General features: G+C 51.2%; 19 protein-coding genes. 10 read left to right on the top strand and 9 right to left on the bottom strand.

Annotated features, from left to right (window positions below; all coding sequences use genetic code 11):
- Positions 1-74 precede the first annotated feature (74 nt).
- Positions 75-758, top strand: coding sequence for a phosphatidylserine decarboxylase family protein (locus tag LWL52_RS15320; RefSeq protein ID WP_242921419.1), 684 nt, complete (start codon positions 75-77; stop codon positions 756-758).
- Positions 759-900: 142 nt separating this feature from the next.
- Here the strand turns inward: LWL52_RS15320 and LWL52_RS15315 are convergent, their stop codons facing one another.
- The gene (locus LWL52_RS15315) at positions 901-1,383 is read right to left on the bottom strand and encodes a GAF domain-containing protein (protein ID WP_242921417.1); all 483 of its coding nucleotides are present in this window, start codon (positions 1,381-1,383) and stop codon (positions 901-903) included.
- A 129-nt stretch (positions 1,384-1,512) separates the two neighbouring features.
- Positions 1,513-2,541, bottom strand: a complete 1,029-nt coding sequence (gene ribD / locus LWL52_RS15310; RefSeq protein WP_242921415.1) for a bifunctional diaminohydroxyphosphoribosylaminopyrimidine deaminase/5-amino-6-(5-phosphoribosylamino)uracil reductase RibD — start codon at positions 2,539-2,541, stop codon at positions 1,513-1,515.
- A 155-nt stretch (positions 2,542-2,696) separates the two neighbouring features.
- Between ribD and prmC the strand changes: the two genes are divergently transcribed.
- From prmC to LWL52_RS15275, 7 genes are all read left to right on the top strand, one after another.
- Positions 2,697-3,551: a peptide chain release factor N(5)-glutamine methyltransferase gene (gene prmC, locus LWL52_RS15305; RefSeq protein WP_242921414.1), complete on the top strand. Its 855-nt coding sequence runs from the start codon at positions 2,697-2,699 to the stop codon at positions 3,549-3,551.
- Positions 3,552-3,739: 188 nt separating this feature from the next.
- Entirely contained in the window at positions 3,740-4,765 is a 1,026-nt protein-coding gene (galE, locus tag LWL52_RS15300; protein WP_242921411.1) for a UDP-glucose 4-epimerase GalE, read from the top strand.
- Positions 4,766-4,850: 85 nt separating this feature from the next.
- Positions 4,851-5,900: a dTDP-glucose 4,6-dehydratase gene (gene rfbB, locus LWL52_RS15295; protein ID WP_242921410.1), complete on the top strand. Its 1,050-nt coding sequence runs from the start codon at positions 4,851-4,853 to the stop codon at positions 5,898-5,900.
- On the top strand, positions 5,901-6,458 hold the full coding sequence (gene rfbC / locus LWL52_RS15290; protein WP_242921408.1) for a dTDP-4-dehydrorhamnose 3,5-epimerase: 558 nt from the start codon (positions 5,901-5,903) through the stop codon (positions 6,456-6,458).
- Positions 6,451-7,311, top strand: a complete 861-nt coding sequence (gene rfbD, locus LWL52_RS15285; RefSeq protein ID WP_242921405.1) for a dTDP-4-dehydrorhamnose reductase — start codon at positions 6,451-6,453, stop codon at positions 7,309-7,311. The genes rfbC and rfbD overlap by 8 nt, the downstream gene beginning before the upstream one ends.
- Positions 7,308-8,168 (top strand): glucose-1-phosphate thymidylyltransferase RfbA, encoded by an 861-nt coding sequence (gene rfbA / locus LWL52_RS15280; RefSeq protein ID WP_242921403.1) that lies wholly within the window; start codon positions 7,308-7,310, stop codon positions 8,166-8,168. The genes rfbD and rfbA overlap by 4 nt, the downstream gene beginning before the upstream one ends.
- Positions 8,169-8,431: 263 nt before the next feature.
- A complete protein-coding gene (locus tag LWL52_RS15275) occupies positions 8,432-9,067 on the top strand; it encodes a class I SAM-dependent methyltransferase (protein ID WP_242921401.1) in 636 nt (211 codons plus the stop codon).
- A gap of 121 nt (positions 9,068-9,188) precedes the next feature.
- On the opposite strand, the gene chrA is transcribed toward LWL52_RS15275, so the two are convergent.
- Entirely contained in the window at positions 9,189-10,358 is a 1,170-nt protein-coding gene (gene chrA, locus LWL52_RS15270) for a chromate efflux transporter (protein ID WP_242921399.1), read from the bottom strand.
- Positions 10,359-10,429: 71 nt separating this feature from the next.
- Positions 10,430-11,404: an isopenicillin N synthase family dioxygenase gene (locus tag LWL52_RS15265; protein ID WP_242921397.1), complete on the bottom strand. Its 975-nt coding sequence runs from the start codon at positions 11,402-11,404 to the stop codon at positions 10,430-10,432.
- Positions 11,405-11,506: 102 nt separating this feature from the next.
- On the opposite strand from LWL52_RS15265, the gene LWL52_RS15260 reads away from it, so the two are divergent.
- The gene (locus tag LWL52_RS15260; protein WP_242921395.1) at positions 11,507-12,352 is read left to right on the top strand and encodes a hypothetical protein; all 846 of its coding nucleotides are present in this window, start codon (positions 11,507-11,509) and stop codon (positions 12,350-12,352) included.
- 237 nt (positions 12,353-12,589) lie between these two features.
- Here LWL52_RS15260 and LWL52_RS15255 read toward each other — a convergent pair whose 3' ends face one another.
- The 5 genes from LWL52_RS15255 to proS form a co-directional block, all read right to left on the bottom strand.
- On the bottom strand, positions 12,590-13,480 hold the full coding sequence (locus LWL52_RS15255; protein WP_242921393.1) for a hypothetical protein: 891 nt from the start codon (positions 13,478-13,480) through the stop codon (positions 12,590-12,592).
- 144 nt (positions 13,481-13,624) lie between these two features.
- A complete protein-coding gene (locus tag LWL52_RS15250; RefSeq protein WP_242921391.1) occupies positions 13,625-14,722 on the bottom strand; it encodes an acyltransferase family protein in 1,098 nt (365 codons plus the stop codon).
- Between the two features lie 204 nt (positions 14,723-14,926).
- Positions 14,927-15,913: a flotillin-like protein FloA gene (gene floA, locus LWL52_RS15245; protein ID WP_242921389.1), complete on the bottom strand. Its 987-nt coding sequence runs from the start codon at positions 15,911-15,913 to the stop codon at positions 14,927-14,929.
- Positions 15,914-15,923: 10 nt separating this feature from the next.
- Positions 15,924-16,397, bottom strand: coding sequence for an NfeD family protein (locus tag LWL52_RS15240; RefSeq protein ID WP_242921387.1), 474 nt, complete (start codon positions 16,395-16,397; stop codon positions 15,924-15,926).
- Positions 16,398-16,866: 469 nt separating this feature from the next.
- Positions 16,867-18,345: a proline--tRNA ligase gene (gene proS, locus LWL52_RS15235; RefSeq protein ID WP_242921385.1), complete on the bottom strand. Its 1,479-nt coding sequence runs from the start codon at positions 18,343-18,345 to the stop codon at positions 16,867-16,869.
- Positions 18,346-18,539: 194 nt separating this feature from the next.
- Here proS and LWL52_RS15230 point away from each other — a divergent pair, with 194 nt between their 5' ends.
- Positions 18,540-19,862, top strand: a complete 1,323-nt coding sequence (locus tag LWL52_RS15230) for a hypothetical protein (protein WP_242921383.1) — start codon at positions 18,540-18,542, stop codon at positions 19,860-19,862.
- Positions 19,863-19,866: the final 4 nt, after the last annotated feature.

Genomic DNA, 19,866 nt, shown 5'->3' with positions numbered 1-19,866 from the left:
GGATAATAGCCCATCTACGTAACAGGATGGGCTATTATATCTTATACTAGTACCTGCGGCAAATAAACTAACTGATGAAGATTCACAAAGAAGGAAGAAGAATTCTATTTATTACGCTACTGATCTTGATAGTGCTCAACCTGCTGCTCTACAATTTCAATGCAGAAAACAACACCTTTAATAAGATTTTCTCAGCTGTATCTGCCGTCCTCTTTCTGCTGATCCTGCAGTTTTTCCGTAGCCCTTACCGCAACCTGCTGCTGCACGAGGATCTGCTCGTAGCCCCTGCCGACGGCAAGGTGGTGGTGATCGAGGAAGTGGAGGAAACGGAATACTTTAAAGATAAGCGCAAGCAGATCTCTATTTTCATGTCGCCGATCAACGTGCACGTAACACGTAACCCGGTGTCCGGCATTGTAAAATATTTCAAGTATCACCCGGGCAATTACTTTGTGGCCTGGCACCCCAAATCGAGCACCCAGAACGAGCGCACCACAGTAGTGGTAGAGTCTACGGCTGGCCCCGAAGTGCTTTTCCGGCAGATTGCCGGCGCTATGGCCCGCCGCATCGTCTGGTATGTGAACGAAGGCGATGAAGTAAGCCAGGGTGAGGAGTTCGGCTTCATCAAATTCGGCTCCCGCGTAGACGTGTTCGTGCCCCTGGACACCGACATAAAAGTGCAGTTGGGCCAGAAAACAAAAGGCGGCGAAACCGTTATTGCTCAGCTAAAGACAGAAGTACCAACTTTGTTTGGGTAAGCTATCCGTATCACGACACACGTATCAAGTAACACGATAAAAACACCAATGCCGCTGTAAGTATAAACTACAGCGGCATTGGTGTTTTTATACTTATGAAGAAATTCGTGCTACGCGATACGTGTGTCGTGATACGCAAAAACTAATACCAGCTTTCGATCAGCTTGATGACCTGCTCGAGGTACTTTTGGTCTACTTCGTCAAAGTCGCTTAGTTTGTCGCTGTCTACGTCCAGTACCAGCTGCACTTCGCCATGCTTAATGGCTGGCAGCACGATCTCAGACTTAGACTCGCTGGCGCAGGCAATGTGCCCCGGAAAAGCCTCTACATCCGGCACCAGGATCGTTTCGCGGCGGGTATAGCTGGCACCGCATACGCCTTTGTGGTACGGAATACGCGTGCAGGCAATCGGCCCCTGAAACGGACCCAGCACCAGCTGACCCTCTTTGTTGAAGTAAACGCCTATCCAAAAGAAACCCATACTTTGCTTCAGTGCCGCTATGGTGTTCGACAGATTGGCGATCAGGTCTGTTTCGCCGGTTACCAGCGCTTCCAGCTGCGGAAGCAAGGCTTTATACTTCTCCTCTTTGCTGAGGCTTTGGTCTATAAATAATGATTCTGCCATGTATTTAAGTTTGAATAACTGAATTTTGAATAACGGAATATTTGTAATGTGCTGCTAGTTGATGATGCAAAGCAGTGTATGAACAGGCCCAATGCTGCTGCTCCAAAGCTATCAACAACTCACAACCAGCTATCTGCAATAATGGTGCAGCCAGTCGGCTTCCAGGTCATCGATGTTTTGCAGCTGCCCGTGCAGCATAGCGGGCGCTTTAATGCCGCTGCCCAGCATTTTAACCTTGCTCCTGAAGATGATGGCCTCATCCCATAAACCCGCCAGTAGTAAGCTTTCCAGCAAAACAGGGCCGCCCTCTACCAGCACAGACAGCACGTTGCGCTGGTGCAGGTCCTGCATGATCTGTTCTAAAAGTGGTTCCTGCTCGTTTAGTTTTACAAAGTATATATTCTCCTGTTCTTCCTGTTTTGAGTAGTTGTACACTACCGTTGGCTGGCTTTGGTCGAAGAGGTGCAGGTGCGCTGGTAACTGAAGCTGCTTGTCTATAACAAGGCGAAGTGGGTTTTTGCCCAGCCAGTAGCGCGTGTTCAGGCGGGGATTGTCGTGCAAGGCGGTGCGGGTGCCTACCAAAATGGCCTGCTCCTCGGTGCGCCACTTGTGGGCCAGTCGCTGCGCCAGCCTGCCACTGATCTGCAACGGCGCATAGTTGGGGCCTGCTACAAACCCATCGGCCGTTTCAGCCCATTTCAGTAGTATAAACGGCCGCTTTTGACTGTGGAAGGTGAAAAAACGTTTGTTCAATCCCAGCCCCTCGTCCTCCAGCACGCCTACCTTTACCTGGGCGCCAGCATCCAGCAGCTTTTTGATGCCGCGGCCCACCACCAGCGGGTTCGGATCGGTGTTGCAGATCACGACATCCTTCACACCGGAATTGATGAGCAGGTCGGCGCAGGGAGGCGTTTTGCCGTAGTGCGAGCAAGGCTCCAGCGTGACATACACGCGGCTTTCGGGCAGCAGGCTTTTGTCTTCTACTGCGGCAATAGCGTTTACCTCGGCATGCGGGCCGCCGTACTGTTTGTGCCATCCCTCGCCAATGATGCGCCCCTGGTGCACCACCACACAACCTACCATCGGGTTGGGGCTGGTATAGCTGCTGCCAAGCCTGGCCAGCTCCAGCGCGCGTCGCATATAAAGTTCGTCGGTCAAGGTAGAGCGTTAAAAGTTAGAACGTTAAAAAGTTAGAGAGTTGATGTGATGCTAAACTAAGAGCAAATTCATCTTCACATCTCCAATTTTCCACATCTTCAAATCATAAACATTACTTTTGCAAAGGTACCTAAAATCTAACCCAAAGTATAGCCGTGGCCATCGTTCAGCAAATGCAGCAGTATGTCAGACAAAGTATAGCCGCGGCCTACCCGGAGCCGGAAGCCGGCGCCATTGCGCAGGTGCTGCTAGCTCATGTGCTGCAAAAGTCGCGGGTACAGCTGAGCTTAAGCCAGCAGGAGCCTGTTACGCCGGGGCAGGAGGAGCAGCTGAAGCAGGCCGTGTTGCGGCTACAGCAGCAGGAACCGGTGCAGTATGTGCTGGGGCTGGCGCACTTTTACGGACTGGAGTTACAGGTAGACGAGCGTGTGCTCATACCCCGACCCGAAACAGAAGAGCTGGTGGACCTGGTGCTGAAGGAGCATAAAGGGCGCACCGGACTGCGGGTGCTGGATATCTGTACCGGTAGCGGCTGCATTCCGCTGGCGCTATCAGCAAACATGGCAAGTGCGCAGGTATACGGTTTGGAGATTTCGGAAGGAGCCCTGGCGGTGGCCAGAAGCAATGCGGCAAAGTATAAGCTGCCGGTCACCTGGCTGCAGCAGGATATTTTTGAGCCGGTGCAGAGTATAGCTGTCGCATCGCTAGACATTATCACCAGCAACCCGCCGTATGTGCTGGAGGAAGAAAAGCAGCAGATGCGCCCCAATGTGCTGGCCTACGAGCCCCATCTGGCCCTTTTTGTACCCGATACGGACGCCCTGAAATATTACAGAAGAATTGCAGCGGTAGCGCTGGGGCTTTTAAAAGAAGGCGGAACGTTATACTTCGAAATAAACGAGCGCTATGGCGCACAGGTGCAGGAATTGTTGCTGCAGGCCGGTTTTACGGAAGCTGCAGTAATAAAAGACCTGATAGGGAAGGACCGGATGGTACGCGCTGTGCGGTAAAGCTGACAAAGCTGCTTGAGCAAAAGCACGTTGTGTAGCATTCTCAAACTCTTACCTTTGTAGCCACGTACAGCAGCGGCACGGCAGCATTTATCAGAAGTATAAAGTATTTACGTTACATGAGCAGGCTGTTATTGCCCTGATAAAATATAAAAATAAATTGAACTAAGAACTAAACTGATACGACATTGGCAAGTAAAAAAATACTGGTAACCGGCGGTGCAGGTTATATTGGCTCTCACACGGTAGTAGAATTAACTGAAGCGGGGTATACACCCGTAATCGTTGATAATTTTTCAAATTCAGAGGAAAGTGCTTTGCAGGGCATTGCTGCCATACTTGGCCGCGAGGTGCCTTGCCACCGGGTTGACTGCACAGATGCAGCGGCGTTGCGCAAGGTGTTTGAGCAGGAAAAGGATATTGCCGGCGTCATTCACTTTGCCGCCTACAAAGCTGTAGGCGAATCGGTGGCCGAGCCGCTCAAGTATTATCACAACAATGTGGGATCACTGGTAACACTGCTGCAGGTAATGCAGGAGTTCAGCATTTTCAACCTGGTGTTCTCCTCGTCCTGCACTGTGTATGGTATCCCCGAAAAACTTCCGGTAACCGAAGAAACGCCGGTGCAGAAAGCCAACTCGCCATACGGTAACACCAAAAAAGTGTGCGAAGAGATCCTGACCGACCTGGCTCACAGCGGCAGCACCATGAAGAGCATCGCCCTGCGCTATTTTAACCCTATCGGGGCGCATCCTTCGGCTAAGATCGGAGAGCTGCCGCTGGGCGTACCGAGTAACCTGGTGCCCTTTATCACACAGACCGCAGCTGGCATTCGCAAAGAACTGACCATTTTTGGCAACGATTACGATACAGCTGATGGTACCTGCGTACGTGATTACGTGCATGTGGTGGATCTGGCCAAAGCACACGTAGTGGCTGTGGAAAGACTGCTGCAGGACAAGGTACAGGATCTGGAATTCTTTAATGTGGGTACAGGCCATGGCAACACTGTGCTGGAAGCAGTGCAGGCCTTTGAGCGGGCAACCGGCCAGAAGCTGAACTATAAAATCGGTCCGCGCCGCCCCGGCGATGTACCCAAGATCTATGCTGACGTAACCAAGGCTACAGAAGAATTAGGCTTTAAAACCACCAGCACGCTGGAAGAGGCAATGAAGAGTGCCTGGGATTGGCAGCTGTCTCTTCAAAAGAGATAGGAAAAATTATAAAAATTGCACAAAGTAAAAGTTAAAGTTATACTTTTGCCATCAATAGTTTAAAGCGTGTAATTTATACTTTAGAATGAAATTACTAATTACGGGTGGTGCTGGCTTTATCGGCTCGCATGTGGTGCGGCTGTTTGTAAACAAGTACCCCAACTACCAGATCTTTAACCTCGATAAACTGACATATGCCGGTAACCTGGCAAACCTGTCGGATATAGAGGATCGGGAGAATTATACCTTCCTGAAAGGGGACATTGTGGATGCAGCCTACTTGAAGGAGATTTTCAGCCAGTATAACTTTGATGCCGTGATTCACCTGGCAGCCGAAAGCCATGTGGACCGCTCGATTACGGACCCGCTTGCTTTTGTGCAGACCAACGTGATCGGGACGGTGAACCTGCTCAACACCGCCCGCCAGCACTGGGCCGCAAACCTGCCCGGCCACCTGTTCTACCATATCTCTACCGACGAAGTATATGGCTCGCTGGGAGAGGACGGCCTGTTTACAGAAGAGACGGCCTACGACCCACGCTCACCCTACTCGGCTTCCAAAGCCAGCTCCGACCATTTTGTACGTGCCTGGTATCATACGTACGGGCTGCCCGTCAAGCTGTCTAACTGTTCCAACAACTATGGCCCTAATCATTTTCCGGAGAAACTGATCCCGCTGGCCATCCACAATATCAAAAATAACAAGCCGGTGCCTGTTTACGGCAAAGGCGAGAACGTGCGCGACTGGCTGTATGTGCTGGACCATGCCCGCGCTATCGACGTGATCTTTCATGAAGGCCAACTAGGAGAGACCTACAACATCGGGGGCGTAAATGAGTGGAAGAACCTGGATTTGATCGAATTGCTTTGCGACCAGATGGACCAAAAACTGGGCCGAGAGCAGGGCACCTCGCGCAAGCTCATCACGTTTGTAAAAGACCGTGCCGGCCACGACCTGCGCTACGCCATCGACTCTTCCAAGCTAATGAACGAACTGGGCTGGAAACCCTCGGTTACATTTGAAGAAGGCCTGAGCAAAACCATTGACTGGTACCTGCAGAACAGCGAGTGGCTGGAAAACGTGACCTCGGGCAATTATCAGGCTTATTACCAGCAACAGTACGCAGCAAGATAAATGGAATTAATTACGACACCTTTAAAAGATTGCTTTGTTATAAAACCGGCAGTTTTTGATGATCCGCGAGGATACTTTTTTGAAAGCTTTAATGAGCTGCGATTTAACGAACTAACAGGCACCAATACCCACTTTGTGCAGGATAACCAGTCTTTTTCCTCATACGGTGTTCTGCGGGGGCTGCATTTTCAGAAAGGAGCTCATGCGCAGGCTAAACTGGTACGGGTACTACAAGGCGAGGTGTTGGATGTTGCCGTTGACCTTCGGAAAGAATCGCCAACCTTCGGGCAACATTTTACTGTTGTGCTAAGTGCGCAGAATAAACTGCAGTTATTTATTCCAAGAGGCTTTGCCCATGGGTTTGTGGTTTTAAGCCAGGAGGCGGAATTCTTTTACAAGTGCGATAACTACTATCATAAGGAAGCGGAAGGCGGTATTTTATACAATGATGCGGATTTAGGCATTGACTGGCAACTGCCTGCCCAGGATATTCAGGTTTCGGAAAAAGATAAACTGAATTTATCTCTCAACCAGGTGTTAGAAGCTGTTTATGAGTAAGGCTGTCGTTTTTGGAGCATCCGGCCAGCTTGGCCAATGCCTTCAGGCTCTTGCAGCTAATAGGGTAAGTATAACGGACATAGTCTTTCTGCCAGAGGAAGCTGCCGACATACTGGATGAAGAAAAGCTGCAAAAAGTTTTTGAGGAGCATACGCCCGCCTTCTGTATCAATTGTGCCGCTTATACGGCCGTAGATAAGGCAGAAAAAGAAACAGCGCTGGCAAGCAGGATCAACAAAGATGGAGTCGAGAATCTGAGCAGGCTATGCCATACTTATGGCACAACGTTGATTCACATCTCCACCGACTTTGTTTTTTCCGGGGAAACCAACGTGCCGCTGGTAGAAACGGATGAAACAGCACCCCTGAATGTATACGGCCAGACCAAGCTGGCAGGCGAGAAGGTCATCTCAACTTATATTCCATATTATTTTATTCTAAGAACCAGCTGGTTGTACTCCGAGTTCGGGAACAACTTTGTGAAAACAATGCTGCGGTTAGGGAAAGAAAGAGAAGAGTTAAAGGTGATCTGGGACCAGGCCGGTACGCCTACTTATGCCATGGATCTGGCGGCTTGCATTCTAACGCTGATAGAAACAAACAGCACGGCATATGGGACTTATCATTATAGCAATGAAGGCTTAACGTCGTGGTATGATTTTGCCCATGCCATTTTTGAGTTGAGCGGAACAGCTGTAAAAGTGATACCTGTACGCACATCAGAGTATGTGACCGATGCCGTACGCCCTGCTTATTCTGTAATGGATAAATCTAAAATAAAGAAAGCGCTGAACCTGGAAATTCCTTATTGGAGGGAAAGCCTGGCACGATGCGTAAGCCAATTAACAAAATGAAAGGAATTATACTAGCCGGAGGCTCCGGTACCCGCCTGCACCCCCTAACGTTGGCCATGAGCAAGCAGATGATGCCGGTCTACGACAAGCCCATGATCTACTACCCGCTCTCGACGCTGATGCTGGCGGGCATCCGTGAGATACTGATCATCTCCACGCCGCAGGACCTGCCGCTGTTCGAGCGCCTGCTGGGCGATGGCAGCCAGATTGGCTGTAAGTTTAGCTATGCCGTGCAGGAGGTGCCCAACGGGCTGGCACAGGCTTTTGTAATCGGAGCGGATTTTATAGGCTCCGACAAAGTGGCGCTTATCCTGGGTGATAACATCTTCTACGGCTCGGGTATGAGCAAGCTGCTGCAGGCCAATAACAACCCGGATGGCGGGGTGGTATACGCCTACCATGTGCACGACCCTGAACGCTACGGTGTGGTAGAATTTGACGAGCAGAACAAAGCCATCTCGATCGAGGAGAAACCCGAAAAGCCGAAATCGAACTATGCCGTGCCCGGTTTATACTTCTACGACAATGATGTGGTGGAAATTGCCCGCAACCTGCAGCCCAGCCCGCGCGGCGAGTATGAGATCACGGATGTGAACAAGGCGTACCTGGCGCAGGGCAGACTGAAAGTAAGCATCATGAACCGCGGTACCGCCTGGCTCGACACCGGTACCATCCAGTCGCTGATGCAGGCGGCTACCTTTGTGCAGGTGATCGAAGAGCGGCAGGGCCTCAAGATCGGCGCCATCGAAGAGGTAGCTTTCCGGATGGGCTTTATTGATGAACAACAATTGCAGCACATTGCGGCCCCTTTGCGCAAGAGTGGCTACGGCGAATACCTGCTCAACATCCTGAAATAAGGGGATAAAGTATAAGGGAGAGGCTGTTCTGTTTAGAGCAGCCTTTTTTATTTCCATACTTGCTCATTGCCCGCCGGCAGCCATACTATCTCAGCAGGAAATAAGGAAAGGCATCCTACCCCTATCGGGCAGATCTGTTGGATTATATATAATTTAACTAAATAACCCAGGGATGCTGTTTTGGAGGTGTTTTCTCTCATCTGCTAACCCTAATGCCCGCATGCTGCACCCATACGTTATACTTATAATCAACCATCAACCACATGGACCGCTATAAAGTAACAGCGCAAGCCTGGGATAAACTGGCGGTAGCCTACCAGGATAAATTCATGGACCTGGACCTGTATAACGATACCTATGATCGTTTTTGCCGGTTGGTCAGGAAGGCTGATCCCCGTATTTTTGAAATAGGGTGCGGACCTGGCAACATCACGCGGTATATGCAGGCCAGGAGACCTGATTTTGTGATCGAAGCCATTGATGTGGCGCCTAACATGCTCCGCATAGCCAAAGAGAACAACCCTGCCGTTACGTTTAAGGTGATGGATGCCCGAGAGGTCGGTACCCTGGCTGGCACGTATGATGGTATTATGTGCGGCTTTTGCATGCCCTATTTATCGAAAGAGGATGGCTTGAAACTGATAAAAGCATGTGCCGGCTTGCTAAACAGCGGCGGCATTTTATACTTGAGCACCATAGAAGGTGACTATCAGAAATCCGGTTACGAGACAAGCAGCAACGGGCTAAACACCATGTTTGTTTATTATCACCAGGAGGATTATTTACAGCAGGGGCTGGCAGATAATCATTTTGAGGTAGTAGACCTGGCCCGCAAAACGTACCCCAAAACACACGGGACTGCCGAAACGCATCTGATCCTGATTGCCAAAAAGAAGTAAATGAAGTATGGCCAGGTATTTACCTCAACGTTGGCAGGAGCGCCTGATGCTATTTTTGAATGTAGATGCCTGCTTACAAGCTACCAGGTATCGTGGGCAGGCCATCCGGCAAACGGCTTCTCTACAACACAAAGCCAAGCAGCAGGCCGGTAAGTATAAGCACCGGGGCGGGTACGCGCGTAAAGAGCAGTAGCAGAAAGGTGGTGGCCACAATGCCGAAGTTAAGCGGTGTGTTGGGAATAGGATGATAGAGCTGGATGGCGGCGGCTACCACCATGCCGGAGCTTACCGCGCTGATACCTTCCAGGGAGGCTCGCACGACGCGGTATTTCTTCAGCTCGTCCCAGAACCGGATGACAAAGAAGATCAGGAACGTGCCGGGCAGAAAGATGCCCAGGGTGGCAACAAAGGAGCCAAGCCACTGCCCGGGTATGCCGAACTGGCGCATGGCCAGGCTGCCCACAAACGAACAGAACGAAAACGTGGGACCAGGCAGCGCCTGCGAAATAGCGTAGCCCGAAAGAAATTCTTCGCCGGTAAGGTAATGCTTGAAGTCCACGAACTCGGTATACATGAGTGGTACCAGCACCTGCCCGCCGCCGAATATCAGGCTGCCGTTTCGGTAAAAGTTTTCGAAGAGGCGCACGGGCAACGACGAAGTATAACCGCCCACCAACGCCGCTGTAACCAGCACGGCCACATACAGGATAAAATTGGCCCACTGCACCTGCAGCTTCTTGTCTTTTTCCTCGGGGTGCTGCCTGAAGCGCAGGGCCGTAATGGCGCCCCCTGCCAGCAGCAACACCGGGTATACCCAGGGCGAGTGAAAGAAGTATGCAAGTATAGCCGAGATAATGAGCAGTATGATGGCCGTTTTAGTATTAACTACCTTCGCGCTGATCATGTAAGCGGCATAGGCCACAAAACCAACCGCCATAGGTTGTATAAACCGCAGGAACAGCAGCGAAATACCATTTTCTTCGAGGTATGAAATGGCCAGCGCAGCCAGGCCCATAAACGTGGTCGCAGGCAAAATCCAGACCAGCAACGTAAGATAAGCCAGGTTGGGCCCACCGATCTTAAAGCCGATGGCCGTGATGGTTTGCGTGGAAGTGGGGCCGGGCAGGATCTGGCAAAGGGCGTTGAGCTCGATCAGCTCTTGCTCGGTTAGGTAGCGGCGTTTTTCTACCAGCAGCTTAAACATTAGGGCAATATGCGCCTGAGGCCCTCCAAATGCGGTGAGGGCCAACAGCAGTACGTCTTTTAAGAAGATATAGTAGCGCAGGCTCATAGTGGCATAAAAATAAAAAAAGAGAGACAGCTTTCAGGTTATCTCTCTTTTTTATGTGCTGGTTTTATCCTTTACGCTTTCTTCAGGCCAAGCTCTATCAGGCGCTCATCCAGGTATTCGCCTGCGGTGGCGTCGGGGTATGCTTTGGGGTTTTGCGCATCAATGCAGCTTTCCAGGCAAGTCAGGTCCATTTCGGAGCGGGGGTGCATGAAAAACGGAATAGAATAGCGGGATGTATTCATCAGCTCGCGCGGCGGATTTACCACCCGGTGGATGGTAGACTTGAGCTTGTTGTTGGTGAGACGCGCCAGCATATCGCCTACGTTTACCACCACCTGCTCGGGCAGGGCAGTGATCGGGATCCACTTGCCATCGCGGCGCAGCACCTGCAGGCCATCGGCACTGGCGCCCATCAGCAGCGTGATCAGGTTAATGTCGCCGTGCTCGGCGGCACGCACCGCATCGGCCGGCACGCTGTCCGGGTTCTCGATCGGGAAGTAATGGATGGGGCGCAGAATGCTGTTGCCGTGGTGCACTTTAGCATCAAAGTAGTTCTCTTCCAGGCCCAGGTGCAGGGCAATGGCACGCAGCACCTGCTTGCCGGCAGCTTCCAGTTTCTGGTACGCTTCCAGGGTTACACCCTCAAATTCAGGTACTTCAACCGGGAAAATATTGTCCGGGTACTCTGCTTTGATCGGGTCGTTGTCGGTTACGTTCTGGCCCACATGGTAAAACTCTTTCAGGTCGCCGGTGTTGCGGCCTTTTGCATGCTCTTTGCCTTTGCCTACATAACCCCGCTGACCAGCCAGCCCGGGTACCTCGTACTTCATCTTTACCTCGTCGGGCAAAGCAAAGAATTTTTTAGTGGCCGCATACAGCCTTGCCGTCAGGTCGTCGCTCAGGCCATGGTTGCGCAGGGCAATAAAGCCAATATTCTGGTAAGCGTCGCCCAGCTTTTTCACAAATTGTTCCCTTCTTTCCGCATCTCCTGATGTGAAATCAGCCAAGTCCAGTGAAGGAACCTCCTCAAACAAAATCTCGCTCATATAGTAATTGCCGTATACTTTTTTGTAATCTACACGTAGTCCGCAATATACAAAAAAATAAAATCGCTACCTTAGCTGTATTGCTAACCTAATTCCAATTCGATGAAAAAAACGTATTTAGTTCTCGCCTCAGCACTTATGCTGGGCTTTACTGCCTGCGATACGGCCCGCCAGACGCAGGAAGCCGGCACACAGGCAACGGTTGCGGAAACGGCCCCTACAAACGAAGGCCCAATGCCGGCAGGACCTGTGATGGAGAAGAACGGCTTACGGGTATTTGGCTTCGATGACTCTCCGAAATTTCCCGAGTCGCAGTTGCGCCTGAACGCGCCGGCGGCAGGTAGTACGGTAGCGCCTGGCCCGGTGGCCTTTAACTATACCTTGTCTAACTACGAGCTTACCAAAATGACCCACATGGAAGGGGGCCACATGGCGAACTCGCAGAAAGGGCAGCACATCCATAACATTGTAGATAACGAGCCCTATACCGCGCATTACGAAACGTCCTTTACCAAGGAGATTCCCGAAGGCGAGCATGTTGTTCTTTCGTTTCTGTCGCGCTCTTACCACGAGAGCTTAAAGCACCCGGGCGCTTACGACCTGCGCAAGATTACGGTAGGCAGCCCCACCACCCGCCTTGATTTTGACCTGCAGGCTCCGCACATGTTCTACAGCCGGCCCAAAGGCGAATATGTAGGCCCGGAAACAGAGCAGGTGATGCTGGACTTTTACCTGGTAAACACTACCCTGTCGCCGGATGGCAACAAGGTACGCGCCACCATTAACGGTACCGAGTTTATGCTGGATCGCTGGCTGCCCTACATCATGGAAGGCCTGCCGATGGGCGAAAACACGATCAAGCTCGAGTTGCTGGACAAAGATGGCAACGTAGTGCCCGGCCCATACAACAGCGTAACCCGTACCTTTACGCTGAAGCCTGCGGCCTAAGTATAAAGTATGTTCTAAAGTATAAACGCCTGCTCTGGTCATCCGGGGCAGGCGTTTATACTTATAGTATAGCAGGAGCTTTAAAGTATGGTCATCAAGCAAAGCTTACCATAGTGCAGCAAGGGAGTGAAGCTGTTTAATCCGGTTAAAGGCTGAAGCTATAATACCAGTCGCAGCTACTACTGCATAATATTAGCAAGGTATTGTGTTGCTAACCCAAGTGAAGTATAAAGTGCCTTACTTCAAGGATGCTACTTGCTTCAAGTCTTTGATTGTAGTTTTATAGATGAAAGAACCTCTTTCTACTTTACCATTAAGCATTCTTATGGTGGATTCAGTGGGGTAGCCGTACCTGTTGTAGGAATAGGAGCAAGTATAGGAGAGGTCCTTTCTAATATCACCCTGTGATCCCTTTACGATATAGCTGATAAGGTTATGTGCTCTATAGGGAAGTTCCAACGGCAGGAACCTGGCTTCTAAGGGAATGTTGCTCAGGTAACCCGGCATATCATCGTACCTTAGTTCTATCTGCAGGTATGGCTTACCGGAGCCGGGAGCATAGTAGGCTACATTTGCCAGCTTGCCTTCGGTATATCCATACTTAACACGTTTGGAAATGTATCGCTCGTCGTTTAACTGCCTTTCGCTCCAGAAAGAGGTGTCATAAATGTAGTGTGTCGCTTCCGTAAGCTGGCCCTCGGCATTATACTTGTTCCTAATTTCATCCTGTGAGTTTCTGTTTGCAAAGAATTCAGCATGAAACTCCCTCTCTATAAGGCCGGCGTCAGAGCGCGTTAGCATAATCATTTTAAGCTTTACTGAATCACTTTCGTCCCAGCCGATGGGGCCATTATCAGGTGCGTAACGCACTTCGAATATCTTGTCCTTAAATATGTGATCCGGCTCATCAAAGTACTCATCATAGTAACGGTATGCTATAACTTCGTAAAAGTTGGGAGCAGTAGTTGTCTCACTATAGATCCTGCCGCTATTGTAGAGAAATTGATAAGTTGTATTCCCTATCATTACTTTGGAGGGGTAAAGGGCCTTTTGCTCATAGCCTTTAGAACAAGCCACCAGGAGCGCAAAACTTACAAACAGAAAAAGCTTGCCAATTCTCATCATCACTTTTTTGCTGTGATATTGAATAATTTATCGAACGTACTGATTCTTTTCAGAAAGCAGGTTCAGCTAAACTAGAATTATAAATACTTTCCTGTTTGTATAAGGGAAATATAAAACCGGGCTAAACCAGAACCCTGTTGCCTGATCCTACGCCCGCCGCCATTTGCGGCTCAGGTACCTTCTCACAGGGATATCATACACCACCATTACCACATACGCTATGCTGACCAATAGCAGGGTTCCTATCGCTACGATAAGAGTTAGCTCGTTTGTTCCGGGCTTGCTGTTGGTGAAATAGTTGCCAAACATCCAGATGACGGCGTAGTGAGTCATGTAGAGGGGGTAAGAGATACTTCCGGAGAACACACAGAGTTTTTTCAGCCCCGGCGATAAACTGGCGCCGGCTCCCAAGGCGACAAGCAATGGGAAATAAAGCAAAACAACCAAGGCCTCTGCTATCCAGTTCCACTTAAAATGGGGCATCAGGAAGGCCAGCGACAGCAGGATGGCCAGGCCGATAAACCCGAGTTTGTTTTTGATTATCCAGTTAGAACGGTAGATCAGCAGCCCGGCGGAGAAGGAGTAGGCGATACGGGCACCGCCATCCCAGAAGTTCTCGCCAGCCCAGCCTCCCAGCAGGTTTCCTGCACGATAACTAACAAGGCAAAGCACCACTGCTGCCAGCGTGGTCAGTACAACCAGGTAGCGGCGGGAGAGCCTGTAGAGCACAAGAGCATACACAATATTGGCAACGTATTCCCAGAACAAGGACCACGAAGGCGCATTGAGGCCGAACAGGTTAAAGGCACGCTCTTCCATCACCGGATAGGGAATAAGAAGGGCCGAGCAAACAAAGAGCAGGATCAGTTTGCCTGTGCCATACGCGCCTGTATAAGCGGCAAAGGGATCGAAGAAAAAAGCCAGCAGGCCCAATACCGATCCCAGTATAACCAGGGGGTGCAGCCGTATGAGCCTTGTTTTAAAGAACTCCATCATCCCCATTTTCCCCAGGCGGTCGTCGTACGCGTACCCGATCACAAACCCCGACAAGCAGAAAAAGAAGTCCACGGCCAGGAAGCCATGTCCGATGAAATTCAAGCCCGAGTCTGGCGGGTAAATCCACTCCATGAAATGGAAGATCACCACGGCCAAAGCTGCTACTCCCCTTAAGCCATCGAGGATGACAAAATGCTGTTTCGTCTTTAGCGTGTCCGGGCTGACTGTTACGTTCTGGAGCTTATTCATTGATTTTCGGTAAGAGTGAGATGCAGCCAGCAGCGAACCGCAAGGGTTCTTTGCCAGTGCATAAGATGGATAAAAACACAATATATTAAGTTTATCGCATTTAAACGCAGCCGTTAAGCCGGAAAATGTTGTAGCCGCGTAGCATAAAAGAGCGGCCATACCTTGTTTTAAGGTATGGCCGCTCCTGTTTTACAAATATAAGCTTTACTCTTTCGGCTTGTTGGGGCCGCCCTGGTTGGGGCTGGCAATGGCATTGCGCATGTCGGTGTCGGACTGGATGTTCTGCATGCGGTAGTAGTCCATAATGCCCAGGTTACCGCCCCGGAAAGCGGCTGCAATGGCTTGCGGAATTTCTACTTCGGCGGCAATTACTGAGGCACGGGCTTCCTGTGCTTTTGCTTTCATCTCCTGCTCCACGGCCACGGCCATGGCACGGCGCTCTTCGGCTTTGGCTTCGGCCACCCGCAGGTCGGCCCCTGCCTGGTCTATCTGCAGCTTGGCGCCAATGTTTTCGCCCACATCAATATCGGCAATATCGATGGAGAGGATCTCGTAGGCGGTGCCGGCATCCAGGCCTTTCTGCAATACCAGCTTCGAGATCATATCAGGGTTTTCCAGCACACTTTTGTGCGAGATAGAAGAGCCAATGGAGGTCACAATGCCTTCGCCTACGCGGGCAAGGATGGTTTCTTCGCCGGCGCCACCTACCAGTTGCATAATGTTGGCGCGCACGGTTACCCGGGCTTTGGCGATCAGCTGAATGCCATCCTGGGCCACGGCAGCCACGTTGGGTGTGTTGATCACTTTGGGGTTTACAGAAGTGGTTACCGCCTCAAATACGTCGCGGCCTGCCAGGTCAATAGCGGTGGCCTGCTTAAACGAAAGCGGAATGTTGGCCTTGTCTGCCGAAATAAGCGCTTTGATCACAGTAGGTACATTGCCGCCGGCCAAGTAGTGCGTTTCCAGTTCGGTGGTAGTCAGGTCTATGCCGGCTTTGGTGGCGTTGATCATAGAGTTGACAATAAGGCTGGGTGGCACCTTGCGGATGCGCATGAACACCAGCTCGGCCAGTCCTACTCGTACGCCCGAAAAGCGGGCGGTGATCCAGAGGCTGAGCGGCACAAAGTATAAAAAGACCATGAGCAGGATAATGACGCCTGCTATAATAAAGAGCACTGAAAAATTTTCCATGGAGGTGGGTTTAGCTGATGGCTTCTACGATGATCTTATTTTGATTAAGCTTGATGATGCGGATGGCGGTGTTCGAAGCGAGGTATTCGCCCTGTGTCTGTACTTCATGATGCTCGTCGCCGAAAAGGGCCGTGCCCTGCGGGCGTAGCGCCGAAACTGCTTTGCCTACTTCGCCTACGGCCAGAGTATGGGCATACTCCTCGTTTACGCGGCTGCGGTTCTGCTCCTTCAACGCAAAGCGCGACCAGCTGTCGGACCGGAAACTGTAATAGAAGGCAAGCCCGCCGGCCAGCACCGAAACAGCAAGTACCACATGCCCGGTGTTCGTGCCCAGGGTGCTATAGCCGATCCAGACGCCGATAGCTGCCAGCACAAAGCCCAGCACACCCACAATGGTAGTGCCCGGCACAAATACCAGCTCCACCACCAGGAGCAGCAGCCCGATGCCAACTAATACAACAACCGTGATCCAGTCTAACAACATAGTATACCTCGCTTCTAGGTAAATATAGCCAATTATAGATAGAATTACGAATTACGAATTACGAATTAACAGCTTTGCGCATCTGTTGCCATTTTGCTGTTTAGTAAAGTATACGGCATCAAAGTATACGGCATCGCTGACAGGATACAACCACCCCCGGCCCCTCCTTGTTTAAGGCGGGGAGCTTATAATTACTTTAACCAAAGTATAAGCTTCATAGCGGCCTGTCCCTACAAACTTTGTACTTGAAAATGAGAAAAGGCAGCAGCTATCTGCAGATGAGATATTCACCAGCTCCCAATGCCATGTATTTAATTATGTTTGCGTGCCGTGTAAAAGACCAACACAAAGCGTTGCCATACTGGTCTGGGAAGCGATAAAAGGAAAGCGCCGCTTCCCAGGCAGGAAAGCGGCGCTTTGTCAAAAGTTACTCTTGCTGATTCAGCAATCAGCAATTAAGAATTAACAATTAATACGCCTTGGCAAAGTATACGCGCTGCTTGCTGGGTTTACCCGTCAGCATGTCCACGCCGTCTTCTTCGGGCGTGTCGATGGCAATACAACGGATAGTTGCTTTGGTCTCTTCTTTGATTCGCTCTTCGGTTTCGGCAGTGCCATCCCAATGCGCCAGCACAAAGCCACCTTTGCTTTCCAGCACCTCCTTAAACTCCTCGTAAGAGTCTACTTTGGTGGTATGTTCTGTCCGGTAGGCCAGGGCTCTGTTATAAATATTCTCCTGTATCTCGTCGAGCAGGGCTGGGATGTAGGTGGCAAGCTCCGCAAACTGCTGGGTGCTTTTCTCTTTTGTATCGCGGCGGGCCAGTTCGGCCGTGCCGTTCTCCAGGTCGCGGCCACCGATGGCGATGCGCACCGGCACGCCTTTCAGCTCCCACTCGGCAAACTTAAAGCCGGGGCGTTCGGTATCGCGGTCATCATACTTCACGCTGATGCCTTTTGCTTCGAGCTCCTTTTTGAGTTGCAACACATTTTCCGAGATCTGCGCCAGCTGTTCTTCGCCTTTATAAATGGGCACGATCACCACCTGAATAGGCGCCAGCTTAGGCGGCAGCACCAGGCCTTCGTCGTCGGAGTGGGCCATTACCAGCGCGCCCATCAAACGGGTGCTTACGCCCCACGAGGTGCCCCATACATACTCCAGGCCACCCTCTTTGGTCGCAAACTTCACGTCAAAAGCTTTGGCAAAGTTCTGGCCCAGGAAGTGCGAGGTGCCAGCCTGCAAGGCCTTCCCGTCCTGCATCAAGCCTTCGATGCAGTAGGTGTCCAGGGCACCGGCAAAACGCTCGCTCGGCGTTTTTACGCCCCTGATCACCGGCAGCGCAATAAACTCTTCGGCAAAGGTGGCGTATACTTCCATCATCTGCTTTGTTTCGGCAATGGCTTCGTCGGCAGAGGCGTGGGCTGTGTGGCCTTCCTGCCACAAAAATTCGGCCGTGCGCAGAAACAGGCGCGTGCGCATTTCCCAGCGCACCACGTTGGCCCACTGGTTTATGAGCAGGGGCAGGTCGCGGTAGCTCTGGATCCAGTTTTTATAAGTGCTCCAGATAATGGCTTCGGAGGTAGGGCGCACAATAAGCTCTTCTTCCAGTTTGGCGGCCGGGTCCACGCGCAGTTTGCCGGGTTGGTCAGGGTCGGTTTGCAGGCGGTAGTGGGTTACCACAGCACATTCCTTGGCAAAGCCTTCGGCATTCTGTTCTTCGGCTTCGAAAAGACCTTTGGGTACAAACAGCGGAAAGTAGGCGTTGGAGTGGCCGGTAGCCTTAAACATATCGTCCAGCTGGCGCTGCATTTTCTCCCAGATGGCATACCCGTAGGGCTTGATCACCATACAGCCACGCACGGCAGAATTCTCGGCCAGGCCTGCTTTTTTTACCAGTTCATTATACCACAACGAGTAATCTTCGCTTCTTTTTGGTAACCCTTTGCTCATCTTTTGTACAATAATTTATATATATGGTTAATTATTGATTTTTTTGGAATAGAATTTGCTATTTATCAGAATAGGTAAGCACATCAATTCTGCTCAAAATTACGTTAATATATTATACAAACGATAAGGAATTGCGCTATTGTGTGTTTATCTTTATTGAAGTAGTTTTATAGAAGCCATACTACCCCAAGGTCATGAAAAAATATACCATATTAACGATCGCCCCCGTGCTTGCACTGCTGGCGGTGGGCTGCAGCAGTCCGACGGCGATGCAGTCAACGGAGTATGATGATATGTACTACAGTTCCTCAGACAGAACCGAGTATATACAGCCCGAGGCAACGGCCACCGCGCAGGACACAGAGGCCTACAACGGCAATGATACCAATAACAACAACGATGCCCTGAGCGAGGGCGAAGTGCTGAACCCGGAATATTCGGGGAATGCCTCGGGGTTGAATACCTATTCGGATGACGAATACTACGATGGCCGCAGCTACGATACGCGCGACAACTGGTACCGCCCCAACTACTCGTATATAGATCCTTACTGGGGCAGCGCCTATGTGCCGCGCTACAACCGGTATAGCCCATATGCCTATGATCCGTATTATGCTTCGGCTTACGCCTACGATCCTTTTTACAGTGATCCGTTCTGGGGAGGCCCTTTCTATGGCAATGGGCTCAGCATCAGCATCGGGTACAGCATGGGCTGGGGCAATGGCTGGGGGCACCGCTATCCGTATAGCTCCTGGTATCCTTACAACAACTTCTATAACGGGTATTACAACGGCTTTTATAATGGCTACTATGCCCGCAACCCTTACAACAGCTACTATTACGACAGCCCGATCATTGGCGCGAGAGCCCGTAAGCTGCAGTATGGCCCGCGTCAGAGCCGCGGTGCTGTAGTAACAGAAGGGCAGCAGCGTACAAACGGCGGACGCCCCGAACGTGGTGGCATGAGCCAGCAACAGGAGCAGCGTGTTGTAGGAGGCCGTAGTACAAACCGCCAGAGCCGCAACAGCCAGGCAACCGATGCAACCCGTCCAACAGAAACACAATCCAAAGACGCATTGCCATCGCGCCCAAGCCGTAACACCTATTATGATGCACGTGGCGAGCAGGGCAGACCTACAACCAACGAGAGACGCCAGCAGCGACAGCAACAGCAGCGCCAGCCAGAAGCGCAGCCTCGCCAGCAGCAGCAGCAACAAATGGAACGGCCCCGTCAGCAGCAACAGCAGCAAATAGAGCGTCCGCGTCAGCAGCAAATGAGCGTGCCCCGCAGCAACGATAATGCGCCTGCACGCCAGAGCAGCCCGCAGCCGGTGCAACGCGAAACACGCACGTACGAAAGCCGCCCGGCCCGCACCTATGAGAGCCCAAGCCCAAGCAGCAGCCCAAGCCGTTCGTATGAGCAGCCAAGCCGCAGCAATTCCTCTTCTGCTCCATCATCAGGCAGTAGCAGTGGTGGCAGCAGCGGCGGTGGTGGTCGCCCACCAAGAGGTCATTAATTCA

It is taken from the genome of Pontibacter liquoris (assembly GCF_022758235.1).
GTDB classification, from domain to species: domain Bacteria; phylum Bacteroidota; class Bacteroidia; order Cytophagales; family Hymenobacteraceae; genus Pontibacter; species Pontibacter liquoris.
This window is presented reverse-complemented; position numbering and strand designations above follow the sequence as displayed.

Coding starts and splice junctions, on each gene's coding strand:
- rfbD (WP_242921405.1), top strand. CDS start 6,451: ATGAGTAAGGCTGTCGTTTTTGGAGCATCCGGCCAGCTTGGCCAATGC.
- LWL52_RS15250 (WP_242921391.1), bottom strand. CDS start 14,722: ATGAATAAGCTCCAGAACGTAACAGTCAGCCCGGACACGCTAAAGACG.
- rfbB (WP_242921410.1), top strand. CDS start 4,851: ATGAAATTACTAATTACGGGTGGTGCTGGCTTTATCGGCTCGCATGTG.
- LWL52_RS15315 (WP_242921417.1), bottom strand. CDS start 1,383: ATGGCAGAATCATTATTTATAGACCAAAGCCTCAGCAAAGAGGAGAAG.
- chrA (WP_242921399.1), bottom strand. CDS start 10,358: ATGAGCCTGCGCTACTATATCTTCTTAAAAGACGTACTGCTGTTGGCC.
- rfbA (WP_242921403.1), top strand. CDS start 7,308: ATGAAAGGAATTATACTAGCCGGAGGCTCCGGTACCCGCCTGCACCCC.
- LWL52_RS15240 (WP_242921387.1), bottom strand. CDS start 16,397: ATGTTGTTAGACTGGATCACGGTTGTTGTATTAGTTGGCATCGGGCTG.
- LWL52_RS15265 (WP_242921397.1), bottom strand. CDS start 11,404: ATGAGCGAGATTTTGTTTGAGGAGGTTCCTTCACTGGACTTGGCTGAT.
- LWL52_RS15275 (WP_242921401.1), top strand. CDS start 8,432: ATGGACCGCTATAAAGTAACAGCGCAAGCCTGGGATAAACTGGCGGTA.
- rfbC (WP_242921408.1), top strand. CDS start 5,901: ATGGAATTAATTACGACACCTTTAAAAGATTGCTTTGTTATAAAACCG.
- proS (WP_242921385.1), bottom strand. CDS start 18,345: ATGAGCAAAGGGTTACCAAAAAGAAGCGAAGATTACTCGTTGTGGTAT.
- LWL52_RS15320 (WP_242921419.1), top strand. CDS start 75: ATGAAGATTCACAAAGAAGGAAGAAGAATTCTATTTATTACGCTACTG.
- floA (WP_242921389.1), bottom strand. CDS start 15,913: ATGGAAAATTTTTCAGTGCTCTTTATTATAGCAGGCGTCATTATCCTG.
- LWL52_RS15230 (WP_242921383.1), top strand. CDS start 18,540: ATGAAAAAATATACCATATTAACGATCGCCCCCGTGCTTGCACTGCTG.
- LWL52_RS15260 (WP_242921395.1), top strand. CDS start 11,507: ATGAAAAAAACGTATTTAGTTCTCGCCTCAGCACTTATGCTGGGCTTT.